Below are 6370 nucleotides of genomic sequence, written 5' to 3' on the forward strand. Positions count from 1 at the left end.
AGGCCATTCAATCGGCACTGAAGGTGCTGCAGGAGGAGAACGGCCTGACGCTGTACTTCCTGCCCGCCTACAGCCCCGAGCTCAACCGCATCGAAATGCTTTGGCACACCATGAAGTACCGCTGGCTGGAGGCCTGCCACCGCACCAAGGAAGCGCTGGAACGCGACATCAAGCATGTATTTGATAACTTTGGCGAAAAATACCAACTCGACTTTTGAAAAAACTTATTGTGCCCAACTTATTTAAGAGTATTACATCTGAATCGCCGCATAAATTAATTGCTTTGTTAATCGTTTTTGTATAGCCAATGTTGGCTTCGTTAAATAAAATCTTAACATTTTCTAGGCTTGAGATAGAAAAAAGAAACTCTTTAACCTTTGCATCGGTACTGCCGTCATCTATTAAAACAAATTTAATATTTTTTCCTTTGCTTTTTTCTTTAACAGAATGCCAGCAATTTAGCAATTCTTCATACGCATTATATATTGGAATAATAACGCATAGATTTTTAAATAGACCGCTTACCAAATTAATGTAGTAGTTTTCAAGATTACTTTGCGACCATGTCTCCACTGTTTTGAGAAGGCGATTTCTGGCTCGGATGCTAGATGAGTATTTTGATAGGTAGGAAATCAAAAAAGAAATAAAAATTCCTTTCCTTAGTTGAGGAAAAGAACAGTGTTTCATGACGTGCTCTCTTCCTTTAGCTCCAAACTCTTTAATTAATTGAGGAGTGCTCGATAATTTAATTACCGCATTAACTAACTCATTCATATCACCCGGATTTACTAGATATCCATTATAATTGTTTTTAATTAACTCTGGGACAGCACCGCGCTGATATCCGATTGCCGGCCTAGATGCAGCAAAACCTTCGGCGATTGTTCTACCAAAAGACTCCGAAAAATTTGATAGAGACAATACCACATTAACTGAAGAAATTGCAGAATGCGAACTGTTTGCATATCCAGAAATTAAAGTGTTCCTTGGGAAATCATCAGGATTAAAGTCGTTTATAATTTTTTTGACATAGTCATTGATAGGACCTATTAGGGAAAAAACAGCATTGGGCGCTAATTTTTCACATCGTTTAGCTAGTTCAAAAAAATCATATATTCCTTTCTTTGGAATATTACTACTTATAAGCCCAAAGAATATTCTATTTGGATTGATGATGTTTTCAAAATTAAAATCAGAAAACTGCACTACATTTCTTGCAGCAATGACTTTTTTGTGGTCGAAGAACATATTTGCTGTCGTTTTTGAATTAGCAACGATGCAATCAGAATTTTCTTCAATTTTATTTACAATATCATCTGCATCCATTCCGATATAATTCTCAAGAGCTATATCGTCTTTTATTAATTCGCGAACGTGAGTAATTAGTGGCACACCAGATGAATGTGCAGCTATTGATGCCTCATTGTTCATTATTGTGTTTGAATACACATAATCTACGTTGCGATTTTTTATTATATATTTAAATCGATTGATCACCGGATTGGAATGTGGTTTCTTCTGAGTCCAGTGTTCATAATAAAAAACCCAAACCTCAAAACACTGTTCTAATATTAATTTTAAATATTCTAATCCTGGACGAGCTGGAAGTGTTACAATTACATTCAAAGAAATCGATTTGAGCACACTCAATAAATCAATAAAACTTCTCTCACTTCCAAATATTTCTGTCGAGGAAGAATGTGCAGCGAGCAAAACTGTCGGCGCATCCTCAAAAAAATTAGAATTTCCCTTGATATAAAAATCAAGAAATGACCTTTCTGAATAGATATCTGAAATATTTTTGAGAACGAATGGGCTGTTCGTATTTTTAAGTAAAGAGCAACCGAGGTGAGCGTCATATTTTTCGAGAACAGGGAAATACATAGAAATCCCTTTTTCTAGAAAATCAAGGTTATCTGGCTTCCATTGTACAGGGAGAAAACCATCAGCTAAATAACTTTTATCTGCATCCTCATGGACAGCCCCCCTCCACTTATCAAGAAATGTCTTTCTATTTACTTCAACATATTTTCCGCGTCCGTGAGATTTGCTCTCGTGATGAATCACGGTTGCATCAGGGGTGTACCAGCATTTTTTGTTTTTATCGGATGTAAGCTTTAAACAAAAATCTACGTCTTCCCATCCATTTACATATAGAGGGTCAAATCCTTCAACTTGAATAAAACTTTCAGATTTTACTGCTATACACGCTGCTGATACAACATAAAACTGTCTAGCATAGTTGACATGTTTATCTGTTTCGCTTGCACCATTATAAAGTTGGTAGGGTAAAGCGCTCCAAGGAGAGGTTACCATTCCGATGCACTGCACAGTCCCATCCGAGTAAATTAGCTTTGGTTGAACAGCTACAATAGATTCATGCGCCAATGGTGAAATTAAATTTTCAATCCAATAGTCGGTAACCTCTGTGTCAGAGTTTAAGAAAATAGAGTAAAACCCTTTAGATTTTAGAAATCCAACATTGCAGCCAAGAGAAAAGTTTAAGTTGAAATTGTTTTTAACAACAACGACAGATTTTTTTTCTGAAGCGATTTTGTTAATGCAAATTGTTGTAGACTCATCATATCTATTATCTACCAGTACAACCTCAAAGTTAATATTGCTTTTAACTTTGTATATGGATTCAATACATTTTTCTAACAGATCAGGCTGCCCGTAAACTGGAATAATTATTGACACCAGTTGTTTGTTTTTATTAACGAGACTCAGTTTTTTCCAGTTTATTATTTCTTGTTGAATAACACGAAAGCGAAATCCAGTATTTTGCTTCTCTTTAGTGTCGTTAAGCCAAACTCGTCTCCCTTCTCTTGCTCCAGATTTTATATAGTGAACGAAAGGGTCAATTCTGGCTTTGACAACGTCTTTGTGGAGCAATCTGTAATCTGAAGGAGAAAAAAAATCATTTGGCTGTTTTGATTTATGACTGCCAATCAATAGATAATGCTCCGCCAAGTCGATGTTTTTTAATCTTAGTGATAAAGGGAGTGTTTGCTTGTAATAATTAGCATCAAATAATTCGGAGTCATTCAATAGGGTGGTATCTGAACTTAGTTGGGAGTATTGAGTTAGGACATCTCTAATATCTGCGTGCCCCACTATATCAAGGGGGTTCCCGATCTCCAGGCAACTATATTTTTTATTTTTGTCGCGATGAATAAGCCCTATGGATTTATTTTCAATAACGGGAAGTAGACCAAACATGCGTTCCAAGGCATGCTCTATTAGCCCGTCTTTTTTATATTTACTACCAAAGCTATTTTTGAATTTATAGAGATTTTTTTGAAGTTTATCAAAAATAGACAATCTGGCCCAAAACATTGTTCCACAAAAAAATCCCCAGTCTTCATTATTTAGTCCTACCCCCCAAATGTCGCCGTGAAGTTTTTCGATTTTTTCTTTATTTTCAAGCATCAATCGCTTTGCTGATTGATAAGTGCCTGCTGGGCCAGCCATTCCCAAGTTTGGTTCATTTTCAAAATAAGATTTAACTTCCATAAAGCTTTTTTCTGAGCCTATCAGAGAATCAAGCATTATGTTTTGCCATGCATCACCTAAGGGGCCATCTCCCCTTTTAGTATGCACCTTACAAACAATCTCGTAGCCTTTTTTTGATAGAATTTTCACAGACTCAAGAAAAGGGTATATATCCATTCCAATATTTTCAAAGATCAGAAAATTTGTATTTGGAAATTTTTGTATTGCTGCGGATTGTACCCACTCTTGATTTTCTGGTGACGAGCTAATAAATAAATCAAACGCACATCCTATTCTAGAAAGCTTTGTGATTATTTTTTCAAAAACATCTGGGTAAAAAGCGTGAACGAGCACGGCAATTTTAGATTTATTGCACTCAACTTTTTCCAAAAAGTCGTTTGGTTTATCTTTGCTTTCACAGTTAGGCAAAAATTTTTCTGATTTTTCACATTGAAGTTTCAGTCTTTTCTCTGCTAAATAAATATTAGCGGCAATTGAATTCTTTAATTCTGGTATTTTTTTTATAGCCTCCTCATATAGGCTAATAGCTTTTTTGTATTCTTTTTCTCGCAATGCAATGTTTGCTTGAGCAAGGATATTTTTTGAGTGCAAATTATTCATATGGATTTTTTAGGCAGATAGATTTCTGAAAGCGGTTGAATTTTTTTTCAATTAGAATTATTGGGCCAAATTGATTAGAAACCGAAAGATCATTATTCGGCTGTGAACCGAATTGAAAAACCATCGTTAATATGCCATTTTTACTCCAGTTTGTTCGATCAATTATTAGATCAGAAAGTTTTGCGTCTTGATCAAAAATTGATAGGGTATTTTCTGTTTGATAAATAAATTTTGGCGCTGGTAGACATGTCGCCACCATTCGATTTCCTGTGTGATCGCCCTGCGTGATGATGTAAACATCATCGTGACAGTCGATGACGATTTCTGGCCGGCTGATAGGAATTTGGAGCGTGCTGCCGCCTTGCAGGTTGAAGGCTTGAGTGCGACTGGAAACAATTTGGTGGTGCCACACCTTACCGTCGAACCACAAGTGCTGGTATTGGGGAATGCCATCAGAGTCACTCACACAGAAAACGATATGGGGGTGGTTGTGGCTGTCCAGCGACATGCTGGTTTGATTGAGCAAATTACTGCCGGTCGATGCGGAGTGAATGGCTTGCGCATTCACTGGGGTAATCGGTAGCTTGTAGGGATGCTTGCGTGAGGTTTGCCAAGTCAGCCCGTTGTCGTATGAACAGGCATAGCCGATGTTGATGTTGTGCTGCTCTTCGCCCAGATTATGGGTGCGCCATACCAAGGAAAGATGTAGCGATCCATCGGTGCCAACGGCAGGATGGCTCCAGTACGCATTGCTGGCCCAAGGGACTTGTTCCGATCCGCTCAGAATGGGCTGAGGGTGGTTGTTCCAGGTTTGTGTGGCTTCGTCGTAGGTCTTGATGCGTGCCGTACCTTTGTCGTGTATGCCATCGCGGTACAAGAGCGTCAGTGGAAAACCGTGGCGCGGTAGGATAAAGGCGGGGCACATTACCGTTTCTTCAGCGGCAGCCGTCATGGGCAACTCTTCGGTCCACGCACCTATATCGCTAGGATTGATCGAACGTCGATAACGCAGTTGCGTGGCGTGGTGGCCGTAACTGATGTGCAGATGACCCTTGCGGTCGATACCCATGCTGATGCTGTTGTCGGTATGGCGCAGGTTGTACTCACCGGGCAGATCGAAGGTTTTTAGCGTGTCACGCGCCAAGTCACGCTGCACCAACCGCAGAGTGTGAGTATCGACATAGAAGGCAATGTACTGGGTGTTGTTGTACGTCAGGATGCCATGGTGGCAAGGGGTGCCGGTATTACCTGCCCAAGCATCACCCAAGTTGTGGGTGGCCAGCGTAGTGACCTTGAAAGTCGGACGCTTGGCAAAAGCTGGTGTTGCTGAGGCAGTGGCCAGCGTCAAGGTGGGCAACCCCAGTTGCCTATGCTGTTCATTGATGCGGGCTTGGGTAATCAGGCGTTGATCCGAACCGGGCGTGCCAATCATGATGGCCCGGTCGAAATGTTCCAGCGCACGTTGCTGCTGACCACCAATGCTTGCAGCACAGGCAATGCTGTTGTGCACGCCAGCGATCAAAATCTGGCTGATGATCTTTTTGCTGACACCCCAGTCTTGGGCCAGTCGAATGTAAGCCTTGGCTTCGCTGTTGTTGCCGGTTTGCAACCGCCCCGCCGCCGCCAGCAGTGCCAGCTTGGCACGGTCAGGGTGGTGCTGCAAGGTATCGCGGTCGAGCTGGGCCAAGCTGTTCCAATCGCCAAACTGCCATTGCGTGCGGGCGCGTTCAAGCAGGTTTTCGTCGTAAGGAACGAGATGAGTGGCGTGCGGCACCGCATCCACGGCATTATTGGCTACACCTAGATGCAACGCATCTGCTGTATGGTGTTCGGGCAGCTCGGGCTGCGTGACCAGAGCAGATGCTTCGCCACCCAGCAACCGGATCAGCCAATGGCGCAATGAATTCAGCATACTTTTACCTCAAAGCCCAGCATCACGCAGCAACAAGTCTTTGATGAGCTCAATTTGAGCTTCAGCCTTGAAGAGTTCATCTTGCTGAAGCTGTTGACGGTGCCTCAGTTCTTGGTTTTCTGCCTCCAAGGAGGGCTGACGTTGCTCAAATTCTTCTAGCTGCTTTTGCAGTGCCGCTTTGGCTTGCGCTTCGGCATCGCGTTGCTTCAGGGCTTCGACCTTCGCTGCCGTTTCCGCTTGTTTGGCCTGAGTTTCCGCTGCCAGTTGGGCTTGCAAGTCGGCTTGGGTTTTTTGCAGCTCGGCGGTGGTCTTTTGCAGTGCCGCTTTGGCTTGCGCTTCGGA

Annotated in this window: 3 protein-coding genes and 1 pseudogene; 1 reads left to right on the plus strand and 3 read right to left on the minus strand. The window is 41.7% G+C overall.

Annotation, left to right across the window (positions count from 1 at the left end; translation table 11 throughout):
• On the plus strand, window positions 1-218 hold a 218-nt coding region (locus CON76_RS13890; RefSeq protein ID WP_205758240.1), incomplete at its 5' end, for a transposase.
• Here the strand turns inward: CON76_RS13890 and CON76_RS12965 are convergent.
• From CON76_RS12965 to CON76_RS13225, 3 genes and pseudogenes are all read right to left on the minus strand, one after another.
• The gene (locus CON76_RS12965; RefSeq protein WP_145995462.1) at window positions 169-4116 is read right to left on the minus strand and encodes a glycosyltransferase; all 3948 of its coding nucleotides are present in this window, start codon (window positions 4114-4116) and stop codon (window positions 169-171) included. The genes CON76_RS13890 and CON76_RS12965 overlap by 50 nt on opposite strands.
• Entirely contained in the window at window positions 4109-6028 is a 1920-nt protein-coding gene (locus tag CON76_RS12390; RefSeq protein WP_101103754.1) for a BNR repeat-containing protein, read from the minus strand. The genes CON76_RS12965 and CON76_RS12390 overlap by 8 nt, the downstream gene beginning before the upstream one ends.
• Window positions 6029-6037: 9 nt before the next feature.
• Window positions 6038-6370, minus strand: a pseudogene (locus CON76_RS13225) (hypothetical protein); the annotation flags it as partial.

Source organism: Macromonas bipunctata, assembly GCF_002837135.1.
Classification (GTDB): domain Bacteria; phylum Pseudomonadota; class Gammaproteobacteria; order Burkholderiales; family Burkholderiaceae_C; genus Macromonas_A; species Macromonas_A bipunctata.